Raw genomic sequence first — 15754 nt, 5'->3', positions numbered from 1 at the left:
CGTGTACGACCCCAAAGGGGGAGTCAGAAGATGGGTGACACTGCACCGACGCCGATGCTCGACATCGGTCCGCGGATCGGCTGTGACGTCGTGAACGTCGTGGATGTCACTCGAAGTATCGACCTCTTCGGGCGGAGGTATCTCGATCGGACCTTCACTCCTCACGAATTGCAGACGTGCGCCGGGCCGGCGCGGGATCAACGACTGGCCGCGCGTTTTGCGGCCAAAGAGGCCGTTGTGAAGGTGCTCAGGCCGGGTGACGTTCCCGTTCCGTGGAACTCCATCGAAATCACTCGGGCCGAGTGGGGTGGTTGTGGGGTGACTCTGTCCGGCAATGCCGCGGAACTCGCGCGGACCCAGGATCTGAACGACTTTCAAGTATCTATCTCGCACGAAGCGGACGTGGCCATCGCAATGGTGATCGCAACACGCTCGGGCGCTCGCATCGAAAAGAAGGACGACATCGCTGATGATTGATCAGGCAATTCGGAAAGTGCTCGTCGAGCACGGTCGGCTGGCAGTCGACGTGAGCACAATCGACGGCGAGGCCGATCTTTACGAGTTGGGGTTGACATCGCACGCGAGCGTGAATGTCATGTTGGCGCTTGAGGATTCGTTCGACATCGAGTTTCCGGACGAGTTGTTGCGGAAGAGTACTTTCGCGAGCGTCAAGGCGATCGAGGGTGCGTTGGCAGAGTTGGGTGCTGCATGAACGCTCCGCAGTCGCAGTGCTCCACCGGGACGGCTCTCGAGCGGGCCGCACGGTTGGCCGACGAAGTTGCGGCGCTGTGGGCCGACGAAGTTGATGCAGAGGCAAGGTTTCCGCGTGAAGCCGTCGACGCCATGCGCAGTGAACGACTGCTGTCCGTCGCTGTACCGAGGGAACTCGGCGGCGAAGGGCTCTCGCTGCAGGAGGTGTCGCAGATCGCCCGTGTGATCGGAACACGCTGTGCAGCAAGCGGAATGATTTTTGCGATGCATCAGACGCAGATCTACTCGCTGGTCAAGCACGGCAACACCGAAGCGCTCCGCGGGTTCGTCGAAGAAACTGTCGACAAGCAATTGCTGTTGGCGTCGGCAACGACTGAGCTGGGAATCGGTGGTGATGTCAGCCGGAGTTACTGCGCCGTAGAAGATTTGGGCGGTCATCTGCTGTTGATCAAGAACGCACCCGTCATTTCGTATGGTGAACACTCCGACGCGATAGTCGTGACGGCTCGGCGAACGCCGGAGAGTCAGCCGAACGATCAGGTTCTCGTGGTGTGCCGCACCCCAGACTTGACGCTCGAACGCACTACCGAGTGGAACACGCTGGGGCTGAGGGGAACTTGCAGTCTCGGCTACATCCTTCGGGCCACCTCGACACCCGACATGGTCGCCGACGTACCGTATTCCGATATCTCCACCCACACGATGCTCCCGGTATCTCACGTCGTCTGGAGTTCGGTGTGGTTGGGAATTGCCGACGCGGCAGTCGAGAAGGCGCGCAAGTACGTGCGTGCCGCCGCCCGTAAGCAGCCAGGAGTCACTTCGCCCGGAGCGCTCCGTCTCGCCGAAGTTGCTGCTTCGGCACAACAATTCGCCGATCTCGTGGACGCTTCTGCGCGTAGGTACGACCGGGCAGTCCACGCTGAGGAAGGCGCTGCCGATTTCGAGGCGACGGGCGCGGTGGGCTTTTCGCTCGCGATGAACAACCTGAAGGTCACCACCTCCACCGCGGTGGTAGAAATCGTGGGGCAGACAATGTTGATCTGCGGAATCTCCGGATATCGCGAGGACACCGAATTCTCGCTCGGCCGCCACCTGCGTGACGCGCACGGCGCAGCGGTGATGGTGAACAACGATCGAATCATGGCCGGTTCAGCTCACATGGCTATCGGATACAGGGGAACGATATGACAACCGAAACCGTGACGACCGAAACCGATCTGGATCGGGCCCGAGCTGCATTTCAACGCGAACTGCTGGTCGAAGGACTTCTCGTAGAGACGGAAGTGCCCGGACTCTACGGGCGTTCCGGCGTGTTCGAGGACATCGTCGACGGTATCGATCGAGTGGTGGTGGCGGCAGGGCCAGGCACCGCCGCGACTCGGCTGCGGTTTCCGCCGGTGTTCCCGCGTAGCAGTTTCGAGCGCACCGACTACATCGCTTCGTTTCCCAACCTCACCGGCGCCATCAACACCTTCGCCGGTTCCAATCGCGATCATGCGCGACTGCTGGCCGATCGCGCCGAGGGGCAATCGTGGGATCGCCATCTCGAGCCGACCGAGACCATGCTCGTGTCCGCTGCATGCCATCCCGCATATGCGCGATACTCCGGAGTTCTCCCCGAAGGCGGGGTACTGCTGGACATCTACGGTTTTTGCTTTCGGCACGAACCGGCGATCGATCCGGCTCGCATGCAAGCGTTTCGGATGCACGAGTTCGTCACGATCGGTGACGCCGCAGCAGCGCGAGCGCATCGCGAGTACTGGATCGAGCGGGGACTCGACGTGCTCGGCCAGCTCGAGCTCGACGCCACCCCGGTGATCGCCAATGATCCTTTCTTCGGACGCGCCGGAAAGATGCTTGCAGCTAACCAGCGTGAAGAGAATCTCAAGACGGAACTGACGGTTCGGCTCTACGGAGATCTCGACGACGGCACAGCCATCGTGTCCTCGAACAACCATCTCGACCATTTCGGTGTCAATTTCGATATCCGAACGGCGGAGGGCGAGGTGGCGCACAGCTCGTGCGTCGGCTTCGGGATGGAGCGAATCGCGTTGTCCTTGTTGCGGACTCATGGCCTTGATGTGGCTACGTGGCCAACTTCTGTTCGTGAACGAATGGGCATCTGATGTCACGCCTCGTCGATATTTCACCTGATTGCTACCGGCCACACGCGTTACATCAGGACGACCGGGTGTGGGCGCAGACCAACTGCTACACGGATCTGTGGATCGAAGTGTTGCATTCGCTGGGATTGGACCCCGTCCCGGCATTGGCATGTGCCTTCTCGTCGCGGTTCGACGGGGCTCAGTGGACTTTCCTCAAGCTCAAGGCGGAGGACATATACGCGCTGTACGGGATCGAAGTCGCCGAGATGAACGTCTGGCGGGCACCGCTGATCCATGTCGAGGACAACCTCGGGGTTGGGATGCTGTCGACGATCGAGGTGGACGGATACTGGCTTCCCGACACTCTCGGAACGATTTATCACGAGGGGCACACCAAAACCACGATCGTGCCCAATCGGATCGATCGTGTTGCCGGCGAACTCGAGTACTTCCACAACAGCGGGTACTACATGTTGCGAGGCGAAGACTTTTCCGGCGTTTTCGATCTCGATCGTTTCTCACTTCCTTCTTTTGTGCCCTACGTGGAGCAGATCCGGCTCAATCCGGTTCACGCGACCAACGCCGGAAACATCGCCGAAGTAGCTCGACGGAATGTAGCGGTTCGAGCGGCGGGTAATCCGGTGCGAGAGCTGGGCCGCAGGGTGATCGACGATCTCGAATGGGTGCAGGGGGCGGGCATGGATGCCTTTCACCTCTGGTCCTTCGGGCTTCTTCGTCAGTGTGGTGCCTGCGCGGAGCTGGCGGCGGACGCCAGCGAGTTCCTGGACACTGCAGGTTTCTCCGGGATGGTCGAGGCTGCGCCCGATTTTCGCAAAGTGGCGTCCGGGGCCAAGAGCGTGCAGTTTCAGATGGCGCGCGCCGCCAGGGGTCGCGCGGTCGACCCACGTGAGCAACTCGACGAGATGGCCGTGTCGTGGAAGAGGGCGATGGAAGTCGTTGCCGACACAGTCGGCGTCGACTCGCATCGACACCTGAGGTTGGTCTAGCAGTGCCTCGCTCGTCAGCGGACCTGCTGGCCGGCGCGATATGGCGTTGCGCTGCAACCGAACCCGGATCCGTGACCGATCCGGATGCCCTCGAAGCCGTGACCGAGTGGGTCGCAGCTCCCGTGCCGGGAACAGTCGTCGGCGCGTTGCGTGAGTCGCAGTCCGGCGCCGGACGCACAATGCCTGTTGCATCGGCGTCTGTTGCAACATCGTCTGTTGGATCGTCGGACTGGTGGTTCGTGACTACCGTTGCCACGACCGGTGAGGGGTCGTGGCTGCTCCAGTTCGACGGTGTGACGGCGTTTGCCGACGTCTGGATCGACGGTGTCCCGGTCGCGTCCACCGAATCCATGTTCACGCCTGGGGAAGTGAGCATTCCGGCCGGAGTCGGTGTTGGTAAACGTGTCCAGGTGGCTATTCATTTTCATTCCCTCTCCGCGACTTTGAGATCGAGGCGCCCACGAGGACGTTGGCGCTCGTCGATGGTCCGCGAACAGGGTCTTCGGTGGATTCGAACCACGATGCTCGGTATGGCTCCCGTATTCAGTGGTGTGCCGGTACCAGTGGGTCCATGGCGAGGTATCCGGTTGTTGGACAAGGGAGTTGCCACCGTCGTCTCTGCCGTCAAGTACGCGAGTGTCCACGGCACAACCGGCCGCGTTGCCGTCAGTGCGCGGCTCACCGGATTACCGGTCGCGGTGGAGTACGTCACCGTGCGCGTCGGCGAGCACTCGCAACAATTCGCTACGGCCTCCGGGCCGGACGGATTCCTCGAGGTGTCCGGCATCGTCGAAGTGGCGGACGCGCAGTTGTGGTGGCCGCACACGCACGGCGCCCCGCGTACTTATCCGGTGACGATAGAAACGGTCGGAGTCGCCGAGTACCTCGGTTCGGTTGGCTTCCGGACGGTGGAAGTCGATAGATCCGATGGTGGATTCCGGTTGAGTGTCAACGGGATCGGGGTGTACTGCCGTGGTTCGGTGTGGGTACCGACCGACCCGATCTCGCTTCAAGACGACGCCGGCACCACTCTTGTGTTGGAACGGCTGGCCGAGGCGGGTCTGAACATGATTCGAATCCCGGGGACGATGGTCTACGAGAGCGACCACTTCTGGGAGGAATGCGCGCGACTGGGCATTCTGGTGTGGCAGGACATGATGCTGGCGACGCTTGATCCGCCTGACACCGACGAATTCTTCGAACTCGTTGCCGCCGAGGTCACCGCGTTCCTACGCCGAGTGCGTGGAAATCCCGCATTGGCAGTCTTCTGCGGGGGCAGCGAGACCGAACAGCAGCCGACCATGCTGGGCTTGGTCGATCAACACATACCGCTCATTCATTCGAGACTGCCGAAATTGATCTCGACGGTTGCACCTGAACTCGAGTACGTGACGTCGTCGCCCTCGGCGCCTCGCGGCGGAAATCAATCGGCGCCTTGCGGCGGAAATCAATCGGCGCCTTGCGGCGGAGGGCAATTGGCCACGCACGTCGGAAGCGGGGTCGCTCACTACTTCGGGGTCGGTGCGTATCGCCGTCCACTGGCCGACGTGCTCAGCGCGCGAGTACGTTTTGCGACCGAATCACTGGCATTCTCGATTCCACCGTCGAATGCGTTGATCGAGAACGAATTCGGTTCACTCGCCGTCGCAGGGCACCACCCGGCGTGGAAAGCTGCGGTGCCGCGGGACAACGGATCGTCGTGGGATTTCGAGGATGTTCGTGACCACTACGTCCACACCCTTCTCGGCGAAGACCCTCGTGAAGTCAGGTGGTCAGACCCGGAACGCTATCTCGACCTGGGGCGCGCAGCTGTATGTGAGGCGTTCGCATCGACGCTCGGCTACTGGCGTCGCCCGGACTCTCGGTGCGACGGCGCCTTGACACTCGCACTGCGAGACCTGGAGCCCGGACCGGGATGGGGGGTCCTCGATTGGAACGGCAGCCCCAAAGCTCCGTGGTTCGTGCTCCGTCGGAGCGCCAAACCGATCGCGCTCCTCGTCACGGACGACGGTATGGACGGACTGAGGCTCGACGCAATCAACGAGACAGCCAATCCTGTCGTCGGCGAGATCAGGTTTCGAGCACACTGTCGGTCAGGTGTCGTCCCGGTCGACGTCGCGTTGCCGGTCAAGGTGGAAGCGCATTCAAGTCTGACCTGGTCCGTGGACAGCCTTGTCGGCCGTTTCACGGACCTCACCCACGTCTTTCGGTTCGGGGCGCGGACATACGAGGCCGTCACCGTCACACTCGAAGACGAGGACGGCGAGATGGTGGACGAAGTGGTGCACCTCTTGGGGGGTCCGGCGCGGCCCCTCGAGCAGTCGGTCGGACTTGTCGCTACTGCTCGTAGCGTCGGCCGGCCTCGAGGCCTCGGGGATGAAGAGTGGGTCGTCGACGTCACGACCGATGCTGCCGCCCAATACGTAGCCCTCGAACTGCAGGGCTTCGAGCCCGAAGACTCCTGGTTCCACCTCGCGCCGAACGGTCGCAAGACTGTTCGTCTGCGGAGAACTGGCCAGGCAACGAAGGTGATCGGCCGGGTCCGGGCGCTCAACTCTCACACGAGCGTGGCCGTGACACCGCCGAGCGCACCGGCCACGCAATCTTCACCGGCCAAGCGGACGTCGAAGAAGACGAGCGCTAGGGGAAACTGAAAGGATCGGACTGCGCTGCGAGATCGCGCACCGATAGAATCGAACCGGCGCACAATTCTGCCTCGGTGGGGATCTTGCGCTCGGGCTGTGAGCCCGCAACCCGTCATCACTGTTCAGGAGCGCGTTCGTTGACTTCCTTGTCCTCTGCCCAGACTGCGCTCGCTGGACTCGCCGAGGTAGCCCTCGCAGACGCCGCGTTCACTCCGGTGATCGACTCCATCGGCGCGGCCGCCCTGGACATCGTGGCGCCGACGCCGGCTCGACCATTCATCGCCGCTGCACTTGCCGCCCGCACGCCGGTACTGCTGGTGACGGCCACCGGTCGCGAAGCCGACGATCTGACGTCAGAACTCACCGAGATGCTCGGCGGAGGTGTCGCGCAGTTCCCGTCGTGGGAAACATTGCCGCACGAGCGACTGTCGCCGAGCGCGGATACCGTCGGACGACGGGTGGAGGTACTGCGCAGACTCGCCAGACCAGACGACGCCTCGTACGGCTCGCCGCTTCGGGTGATCGTCACCACGGTGCGCTCTCTCGTTCAGCCGATGGCACCAGGTCTGGGCGAGATCGAGCCGATCACATTGCGCGTCGGCACCGAGATCGATTTCGATTCCGTTCTCGTACGTCTGGTGGAGATGGCGTACAGCCGTGTCGACATGGTGGGAAAGCGTGGTGAGTTCGCGGTCCGCGGCGGCATTCTCGACTTGTTCTCGCCGACGGCGGATCATCCGGTACGTATCGAATTCTGGGGTGACGAGGTATCGGAGCTTCGGTACTTCTCGGTTGCCGATCAGCGTTCGCTACCGGACGTCGACGTCGATTCCGTGATTGCGCCGCCGTGTCGTGAGCTGATTCTGACAGCTGATGTTCGCGATCGAGCTGCGGCACTCGCTGCTGAGAACCAGGCTGATGCCTCGTTGGTCGAGATGCTGGACAAGATCTCGGCAGGCATCCCCGTCGAAGGAATGGAAGCACTGCTCCCGGTTCTCAAACCCGGTGAACTGCAACTACTTTCCGATGTTCTTCCCGTCGGTGCGCACATCCTTCTGTGTGATCCGGAGAAGGTGCGCACCCGCGCCACCGACCTGGTGCGCACCGGCCAGGAATTCTTGGAAGCGTCGTGGACGGCGGCGTCGATCGGCGGCGCGGCACCGCTCGACACGTCGATCCTCAACGGCGGGGGAGTCGATCTCGGCGCCTCCGCGTACCGGTCGCTTCGTCATGTTCGCGAATCCGCCGAAGCTGCCGGCCGTCCGTGGTGGACGGTCAGCCCGCTGGCGTCGGGAAATGGTGAAGAACTCGAGCTCCCGGTTCAGGCGGCACCGCAGGTACGTGGTTCCGACGACCTGTTGGCCGAGCTGTTCGTCAGCCTCCGGGCGCACGTGAGCGCGGGCGGTCGCGCGGCGATCGTGGTGGCAGGTGCCGGAACGGCAAGCCGCGTCGTGGAGCGACTCGGTGAAGCCGAAGTGCCCGCCAAGATGCTCGACGCCGGCGCTACCCCCGCCCGTGGACAGGTCGCGGTGCTCCGCGGATCACTGCACGACGGCTTGGTACTCGCCGGCGACGACTCGACGCCGGGGATGGTGATCGTCACCGAGTCCGATCTGACGGGCAACCGTGTTGCCGCGGTCGGCGACGGAAAGCGTTTGCCGGCCAAGCGCCGCAATCAGGTCGATCCCCTCGCGCTGTCGGCAGGGGATATGGTCGTGCACGATCAGCACGGTATCGGCCGTTTCGTCGAGATGGTCGAACGCACCATCGGCGGGGCGCGTCGTGAATACCTGGTCATCGAGTACGCGCCGAGCAAGCGTGGTCACCCGGGTGATCGTCTGTTCGTCCCGATGGAATCGCTCGATCAACTCTCCCGGTACGTCGGTGGAGAGTTGCCGGCGCTGAGCAAGCTCGGTGGATCCGACTGGGCAAACACCAAGCGCAAGGCCCGCAAGGCGGTTCGTGAGATCGCGGGTGAGTTGGTTCAGCTCTACGCGGCGCGTCAGGCAGCCCCTGGGCATGCGTTCGGCCCGGACACGCCGTGGCAGAAGGAACTCGAGGACGCATTCGCGTTCACCGAGACCATCGACCAATTGACCGTTATCAGTGAGGTCAAGGCCGATATGGAGAAGCCGGTTCCGATGGACCGGGTGGTGATCGGTGACGTCGGTTACGGCAAGACGGAGATCGCCGTTCGCGCCGCGTTCAAGGCAGTACAGGACGGCAAGCAGGTGGCGGTGCTGGTGCCCACGACTCTTCTTGCACAGCAACATCTTCAGACGTTCACGGAGCGAATGGCGTCCTTCCCGGTGAGGGTGCGAGGGCTGTCCCGTTTCACCGATGCCAAGGACTCGAAGGAAATCATCGCCGGCATGGCCGAAGGTGAGATCGACATCGTCGTCGGTACTCACCGGTTGCTGCAGACCGGTATCCGCTGGAAGGACCTCGGGCTTGTGATCGTCGACGAGGAACAGCGATTCGGAGTCGAGCACAAGGAACACATCAAGGCACTACGCACCCACGTCGACGTCTTGACGATGTCGGCTACCCCGATTCCTCGTACTCTCGAGATGAGCATGGCCGGGATCCGCGAGATGTCCACGATCCTCACGCCGCCGGAAGAACGTCATCCGATCCTCACTTACGTCGGTGCGTATGCGGACAAGCAGGTTGCCGCGGCCATCCGGCGTGAACTTCTGCGCGACGGCCAGATTTTCTACGTGCACAACCGCGTCAGCTCGATCGACAAGGCAGCCAAGAAGATCCGCGAACTCGTTCCGGAGGCCCGCGTCGTCGTGGCGCACGGTCAGATGAACGAGGACACTCTCGAAAAGACCGTGCAGGGATTCTGGGAGCGCGACTTCGACGTGTTGGTCTGTACCACGATCATCGAAACCGGTCTCGACATCTCGAACGCGAACACGCTGATCGTCGAACGTGCGGATTCACTGGGGCTTTCGCAGTTGCATCAGTTGCGCGGCCGAGTCGGGCGTAGTCGCGAACGCGGATATGCCTATTTCCTGTATCCGGCCGAAAAGCCTTTGACGGAAACGGCGTACGACCGACTGGCAACGATCTCGCAGAACTCCGACCTCGGCGCAGGTATGGCAGTTGCGATGAAGGACCTCGAAATTCGTGGAGCCGGAAACGTCCTCGGCGCAGAGCAGTCCGGCCACGTGGCGGGTGTCGGGTTCGATCTGTACGTCAGGCTCGTGGGAGAGGCAGTCGAAGCCTTCCGGGCGGCAGCCGACGGCAAACCGATCACGATGGACGAGGGCACCAAGGAGGTCCGGATCGACCTGCCGGTCGACGCGCACATCCCGCCCGATTACGTCACCAGTGACAGGCTCAGGTTGGAGGGGTACCGCAAGCTCGCTGCCGCGACGGATTCCGACGGTATCGCTGCTGTCGTCGAAGAATTGGTCGATCGTTACGGCTCACTGCCCGAAGAGGTTCGACGGCTGATCTCGGTGGCCAAGCTGCGTCTCCTGTGCCGCGAGTACGAACTCGAAGAAGTCGCCGTCACCGGGACACAGCTGAAGGTTTCCCCGATGGCCCTGCCGGATTCCAAACAGATCAGGCTCAAGCGGATCTATCCGAGTGCGCAGTACCGGGCAACGACCGGGCTCGTGCAACTCCCGCTGCCACGCACCGGGGGAGTCGGCTCGGATCGGTTGCGTGACGTCGAACTGTTGCAGTACATCGCGGACTTCATCCTCGCGATCGACGGGCGCGCGGCCGGCGCCGTCGTAGTCGAGGCGTAACTCGAGGTGACCACAACGCCGACCGTCGTACTGCTCGATCCGACACGCCCGCAGGTGGTTCCGCTGGCGGCGCTTGCGTACTTGACAGGCGAGATCGAGATCGACGTCGGCGTTCCGGAGTCGGCTCGTGTCTCTCTTCCCGATTCGACGCCGGGCGCCCTGGTGACGGTGATGATGGACGTGCCCGGACCGCGACTCGATGCAGTGGTCGCCTCGGGGGCAAGGATCGTGCGGGCTGAACCAGTCCTCGGTGATCGATTGGTGGAGGCCGCGTCGATCATGGATCGATTGTGGAACCGTGGCGGGTGGGAGTCGACGCAGACGCACGACAGCCTGTCCGTGTATCTCGTGGAGGAGACGTACGAGGTGCTTGACGCCATCCGTAGTGGCGATCTCACCGACCTTCGTGAGGAATTGGGTGATCTCTTGCTGCAGGTCCTGTTTCAATCCAGGATCGCGCAGTCGACCGGGGCCTTCGACGTCGACGATGTGGGTGCGGCGCTCATCGAGAAGCTGATTCACCGGAGTCCGCATCTGGAGACGTCAGGAACCGTGGACATCGCCGAGCAAGAACGTGCATGGGAGACCCTCAAGGCAGTGGAGAAGGCCCGTGCCTCGGCGATGGACGGGATCGCCGTCAGCCAGCCTGCCGGCCTGTTGGCCGAGAAGTTTGCGAGTAGGGCGATCCGTGCCGGGTTCCCGCAAGACCTCGTCCCCGCTGAACTGCGCGAGAAGCTGGCCGCGTATCGGGCGCTGGAAACTAGCCTGCGGGTAGAAGCACTGAGGTTCGCATCGAACTATCGCGCCGCGGAGGGCCGGATTGCCGACTGCCCGGCCGGGACGGATCCGGGTTCGAGTGCTGGTCGGTGGACTGCGGCTTGGCAAATACCGGCCGAAGATAACGAGTGAGCGAGCTAGTTGTTGTGGGTATGGACGTTGCTGACGCGGGACTGAAGTAGACGGGCTGGTCCTCGGCGTGAGAATGGGAGTTGCGACACAACCGTTCTTAACCAAGAAGGACCAGCCCTGTGACACACCGTAATGCTCCGCTGACAGTGGAGGGAAGACGGCGACTCGTCGAACGATGCCGAACGCGTCCGGTAGCGCATGTCGCTGCTGAAATGGGGGTCTCGCGGCAATGCGCCTCGAAGTGGGTCAACCGTCACCGCAAATACGGCGACCTGGGACTACACGACCGATCCAGCACACCGAAACACCAACCGACCGCCACTGCGGCGGGCGTCGTGGCCGAGATCGAATTCATGCGACGGACCCGGAAATGGTCGGCCTCACGAATTACGTTCGAACTCCGAATGGATGGAACGGACATTGCTCGCAGGACGGTCACGAAGATCCTGCGGAATCTCGGGCTGAATCGTCGCCGGTTCATCGACCCGAACGGCGAAACCAACCGAAAACCACAGGTCATCATCGCGAAACGGCCAGGACAGATGGTCCACGTCGACATCAAGAAAGTTGGGAAGATCCCCGACGGCGGCGGGTGGCGCGTCCACGGCCGCGGGTCCGAGCAGGCCAAACGATCCCAGCGCCGGAAAACGAAGAACAACCAGGCCCGCATCGGCTACACCTACCTGCATTCCGCGATCGACGGTAACACCCGCCTGGCGTACACCGAAGCCAGGAACAACGAAACCGCCGCAACAGCCATCGATTTCATGAACAACGCCCGACTCTTCTTCGCCGCACACGGCATCACCCGGATCGAACGGGTGATCACCGACAACGGATCATGCTATCGGGCAGCTGATTTCACGGCTTCACTCGGAACCTCTCGACACCAACGGATCAGGCCGTACACCCCGAAACACAATGGGAAAGTAGAACGATACAACCGCATCCTCGCCGAAGAACTGCTCTACTCCCGCGAATACAGCAGCGAGCAGCAACGACGCACCGCCGTCGAGGTGTGGAATGTTCACTACAATTACCACCGACCGCATTCAGCACGCGGAGGACGACCGCCCGTCGCTTACCGCCGGCACCGCGTAGCTAACGTCCGTGCCTCATACATGCAAACCAGGCGTGCAGCTCACGGACACATCGGTATCGCAAACCTCACTGCCTGATTACTTTGTCCGGACGCACTGGAGCTACTGCTGGCTGGTGCCCCTGCGGTGGACTGGAACCCACCCAATCCGGAATGAAGGCACTGGCAGACTCGCTGAGGGGGCAAAATGAGGTGCTTGATCAGGTGCCTGAGACCCGGTATCTGACCCGAAGGTAACAATGTGATGCAGATTCCGGACACATTTGCATTACGACTCGAAGTCAAGGGTCCGTGGCCTACGCAGTGCTGATAGGTTCCCGACGTCTGGATAGCGCAGCATTTGCCGGGGGGCGTCAGGGTGAGTTCGAGTAATCAGCCATACATATCAGCGATGCTCGCGCGACCAGTCCGGATCCAGCCCTCAATGGCTCCGAGCCGCGTGCTGTATGCCCGGTTCGCCGCTTCTCCCAGTTCAGAGGATCGATACCCCCGATGCCGCACTTGTTCAGTATGTACACATTCGCGGGTCTCGCGACGCTGCAACGGTAACGAGACGGGCTCCTCGCACGACAATATGTTCGACCGCGTTGGTTGCCAAGGCTGAACTGACGCACGACGGCACTGTCGGCGGCCGAGAAACGCTGCGAACGGGGGCGATGAAAACGTGATTACGCTTACAGGTTGACCTTCCTGAGGCCCGATTTTGCCCGGTTTGTACAAATTTTCCGCAATTTCCTGGTTACCGATGGGTTGCCCGCTAATGATGAGTGCACATGAAACAAACCTAAGGTATGTTTTCAATCAAGAAGTTCGACGCGGGGTATGAAATTGCCCGAAGCAACCAGCTCAGGGCTGGTTATCGAAGCAAACTCCAGTCGGTGTGGCTTGAAACCGTGCGTCTCCGGGCGTGGCAACCTGCGGGGTGTTGCCGCTCCAGGATCGCGATATTGGTTACCGGTCAGCGACTCGCTAGAGAACTGATCCAGCCAACTCATAAGTTCGATGACCAGAAAGACAGAAAATCCATGAGCGTACATGTCGGGGTTGAAACCGAGTCCGGGCAATCGCCTATCCGCGCGATCGGTCCCGAGGCGAGTTCGTCGGCGAAGGTCGGTACGGATTGGAGGCAGGGATACCGGCGTCACATCGCCGTTACCGACTCCATCACCGTCGTACTGGTGATCGCCCTTGCGCAGATCGTGAGCATGTGGCCCCACCCCCTCGAGTGGCTGACACCGATGAAGGTCGTTGCCTCGGTCGCCCTCGGCGGACTCTGGATGGTTGCGCTCGCTCGGGGCCGTAGTCGTCACCAGGCGACGTTGGGTGAGGGCAGCGACGAGTACGAGCGCGTCCTTCTCGCCACCGGCCAGGTCTTCGGACTGGGCGCCCTGGCGGCCATCGTCCTCGGCGTGGGAATCGCACGGAGCTATCTGATGATTGCCCTGCCGGTCGGCCTGGGAGCACTGCTTCTCGGCCGCTACCTGTGGCGTCGCGACATTCTGCGCAAGCGTGCGTCCGGCAAGTGCAGGAATTCGGTCCTTCTCATCGGTGGCCACGCATCTGTAGTGGCAACCACCCGCTCGTTCGTCCGTGACGCATCGGCTGGATACGACGTCGTCGGCGCATGCATTCCGCGCCGCGCTACCGCCGTCGACGATCACATCATGGTCGACGGTGCACGAATCCCGGTATTCGGCAACGAGTTCGAGGTCGTCGAGGCAATGCGATCGAGCAATGCGGACACCGTCATCGTCACCGGAACCGAGGACTTGGGTCAGGTCGGACTCCGCACGCTCATGTGGGATCTCGAAGCCGAAGGCGTCGACCTCGTCGTATCGCCCGTCGTTGCCGATGTCTCCAAGGCACGGTTGATGTTCCGCCCCGTCGCAGGGCTTCCCCTGATCCACGTTGCACGGCCGCGTTACGAAGGTGCCAATCGCAAGCTGCCGGCAGTATTCGACGCAATGTTCTCTGCACTGATGATTCTGCTCGTGTCGCCCGTTATGGTTGCTGCGGCCATCGCGGTGAAGGCAACGTCCAAGGGTTCGGTCTTCTACAAGGCAGAGCGAATCGGTCTCAACGGAAAACCGTTCCCCATGTACAAGTTCCGGACCATGGTCCAGGGTGCAGACCAGCAGGTGACCGATCTCATGGGTGACAACGAAGGCGCCGGCGGAGTGCTCTTCAAGATGCGCGAAGATCCTCGGATCACTCGGGTGGGCAAGGTTCTGCGCCGACTCAGCATCGATGAGCTTCCTCAGTTCTTCAACGTCCTGCGGGGCGAGATGAGTGTTGTCGGTCCTCGCCCGCCGCTGCGTCGTGAAGTTGAGATGTACGACGACGAGGTTTCTCGCCGTCTGTTCGTCAAGCCCGGCATCACCGGACTGTGGCAGGTCAGCGGACGTAGTGATCTCTCGTGGGAGGATTCGGTCCGACTCGACTCCTCGTACGTCGAGAACTGGTCCGTGGCACAAGATCTCTCGATCATCGCACGAACTGTCTCAGCAGTAGTCAAGAGCGACGGAGCCTACTGACACTGAAAACCGGGTGGTGCTCGGAGAATTGTTCTCCGAGCAACACCCGGACTTTCGTGTTTCCGGATGAGTGGCTGGTGACCACGAACAGGTCGCCGGAGTAGCTGTGGGAGCTGATGACTGTTTTTCGAAACACCAGATCCCGCTTGGGGTTCGAGGAGTTGCGTGATGAGTGGATGGCAAGTGTCTAGAACTGTCGCAGGGCTGCGGGAGGTGAGAGATGCGTACGGGCGCAATATGGATGGGCTCGTACCACCCGCGGGTCTGCACGTAGTCGAGGAAGGGTGGTGGATCGCGCTGACGGGTGCTCCGGATCCCAGTTACAAACTTGCACTCGTCTACGGCGGGGACTTGCGAAAAAATGCGACCGAGGTACTCGAGCATGTTCTCTCTCAGAAGGCTGCGGAGCGTCATCATGTTGGCCGGCGCAGGATTGAATGCGGCGACCGTCATGTCGGATGCAGGATGGGTGTGTGTCCGGTCGAGTTCCTTTCGGGCGTTGCCGAATGCGCCGGTGGCGGACGATCCCCGAATCCGGGTGCTCGACGAGTCCGAATTGGATTCGGCGCGCACTAGCGGTGGATGTCTTCGGGATCGATCCCGAATCTGCGGGACTCGTCTACTCGTCCAGGGGCACTGATGGGCACCCGTTCCGTTCTGTCGTAGGACTGTTCGAAGACGACGTCCTGCAAACCGCAGCGATCGTGTCGGTAGGGGAGTCGATCAGCACAGTGTGGGCGGGTGGCACGCGCCCAGGCGGCCGACGGCGAGGGCACGGTCTTCGAATTCTTCAGGAAGCTTCGGCAACGGCCTATGCAGAGGTGGGGGAAGGTTCGCTGTGTTTCTTGGCGAGCGAGGCAGGCGACAGTATGTACGACTCGGCCGGTGCTGAGATCGTCGAATACTGGCAGATGTGGTCGAGACCTCGGTGGCTGTTGGGTAAGTGAGTGTCCTGACCAGGCGGGCAGTAGCACAGATGG

Annotated in this window: 11 protein-coding genes; all 11 read left to right on the top strand. The window is 61.9% G+C overall.

Annotated elements, in window-relative coordinates; all coding sequences use genetic code 11:
• The first annotated feature begins 30 nt into the window (after positions 1-30).
• The 11 genes from QM716_RS01620 (at position 31) to QM716_RS01570 (ending at position 15721) form a co-directional block, all read left to right on the top strand.
• Positions 31-477 (top strand): holo-ACP synthase, encoded by a 447-nt coding sequence (locus tag QM716_RS01620; RefSeq protein ID WP_283301894.1) that lies wholly within the window; start codon positions 31-33, stop codon positions 475-477.
• Positions 470-712, top strand: coding sequence for an acyl carrier protein (locus QM716_RS01615; protein ID WP_283301892.1), 243 nt, complete (start codon positions 470-472; stop codon positions 710-712). Before QM716_RS01620 ends, QM716_RS01615 begins: the two co-directional genes overlap by 8 nt.
• Complete coding sequence (locus QM716_RS01610) at positions 709-1899, top strand: acyl-CoA dehydrogenase family protein (protein WP_283301890.1); 1191 nt, start codon at positions 709-711, stop codon at positions 1897-1899. Before QM716_RS01615 ends, QM716_RS01610 begins: the two co-directional genes overlap by 4 nt.
• Positions 1896-2837, top strand: coding sequence for an amino acid--[acyl-carrier-protein] ligase (locus QM716_RS01605; protein WP_283301888.1), 942 nt, complete (start codon positions 1896-1898; stop codon positions 2835-2837). Before QM716_RS01610 ends, QM716_RS01605 begins: the two co-directional genes overlap by 4 nt.
• A complete protein-coding gene (locus QM716_RS01600) occupies positions 2837-3823 on the top strand; it encodes a DUF1839 family protein (RefSeq protein ID WP_283301886.1) in 987 nt (328 codons plus the stop codon). Before QM716_RS01605 ends, QM716_RS01600 begins: the two co-directional genes overlap by 1 nt.
• Positions 3824-3825: 2 nt before the next feature.
• Positions 3826-6477 (top strand): glycosyl hydrolase 2 galactose-binding domain-containing protein, encoded by a 2652-nt coding sequence (locus tag QM716_RS01595; RefSeq protein ID WP_283301884.1) that lies wholly within the window; start codon positions 3826-3828, stop codon positions 6475-6477.
• A gap of 128 nt (positions 6478-6605) precedes the next feature.
• Positions 6606-10232, top strand: coding sequence for a transcription-repair coupling factor (gene mfd, locus QM716_RS01590; protein WP_283301883.1), 3627 nt, complete (start codon positions 6606-6608; stop codon positions 10230-10232).
• A gap of 6 nt (positions 10233-10238) precedes the next feature.
• Entirely contained in the window at positions 10239-11141 is a 903-nt protein-coding gene (locus QM716_RS01585; RefSeq protein WP_283301881.1) for a nucleoside triphosphate pyrophosphohydrolase, read from the top strand.
• Positions 11142-11260: 119 nt separating this feature from the next.
• The gene (locus QM716_RS01580; RefSeq protein WP_283301879.1) at positions 11261-12319 is read left to right on the top strand and encodes an IS481 family transposase; all 1059 of its coding nucleotides are present in this window, start codon (positions 11261-11263) and stop codon (positions 12317-12319) included.
• A 946-nt stretch (positions 12320-13265) separates the two neighbouring features.
• Entirely contained in the window at positions 13266-14774 is a 1509-nt protein-coding gene (locus QM716_RS01575; protein WP_283301877.1) for a sugar transferase, read from the top strand.
• A gap of 578 nt (positions 14775-15352) precedes the next feature.
• Positions 15353-15721, top strand: a complete 369-nt coding sequence (locus tag QM716_RS01570) for a hypothetical protein (protein WP_283301875.1) — start codon at positions 15353-15355, stop codon at positions 15719-15721.
• The last annotated feature ends 33 nt before the right edge of the window (positions 15722-15754 follow it).

It is taken from the genome of Rhodococcus sp. IEGM 1409 (assembly GCF_030056735.1).
Taxonomy (GTDB): Bacteria; Actinomycetota; Actinomycetes; order Mycobacteriales; family Mycobacteriaceae; genus Rhodococcus_F.
The sequence above is the reverse complement of the archived record's forward strand: the minus strand, read 5'-3'. Positions and strand labels throughout refer to the sequence as shown.